General features: G+C 29.4%; 1 protein-coding gene. It reads right to left on the bottom strand.

The window, feature by feature from the left end; all coding sequences use genetic code 11:
• A partial coding sequence (locus DVJ99_RS12845) for a protein rep (RefSeq protein WP_031263429.1) occupies positions 1-636 on the bottom strand: 636 nt, incomplete at both ends.

Genomic DNA, 636 nt, shown 5'->3' with positions numbered 1-636 from the left:
TACTCTTTAATAAAATAATTTTTCCGTTCCCAATTCCACATTGCAATAATAGAAAAGCCATCTTCATCTGCTTTTTCTTCATCATCTGTATGTATTAAATCGCCATCTTCTGCGTCATCAAGATTTAATTCCTTATGAATTTCCTTTAATAAACCACCATATGAAATTAATCTTTTTCGATAAAGTCCTTCCTCCAAATCAGCTAAACGCTGCAAATTTCTTTCTTCGTCATCAGTCATAAAATCTGTATCTTTTACTGGATATTTTGCAGTTTCATCAATGGCTGATTTTATATCAGATTTATGTTTATTTTTTGGTCGAATCATTTGGACTTTAACGTTTGGATCATAATCTAATTTCATAGCTCTTTTCCAAAATTGAATCCATTGCTTTTGATTCACATAGTTTTCAGTGTTATAAAAATAAGTGCTTTCTACACAAACCAACACATGCATGTGTTGGTTATAAGAATTATCTATATTATTTACAGTTACTTCTGTCGCTCGCATAAAACCAACTAAGTTTTTATTAATTTTCTTATATTTCATCATACGATTAAAACCTTTTGACATATCCGATAAACTTTTATTTAATTCAGTACCATCATAAACATTTCTAACGGTCAACGTAAGGAAA

Source organism: Staphylococcus sp. EZ-P03 (assembly GCF_003344575.1).
GTDB lineage: Bacteria > Bacillota > Bacilli > Staphylococcales > Staphylococcaceae > Staphylococcus > Staphylococcus simulans_B.
Note: the sequence above shows the minus strand (reverse complement) of the source record. Positions and strands in the feature narration are given on the sequence as shown.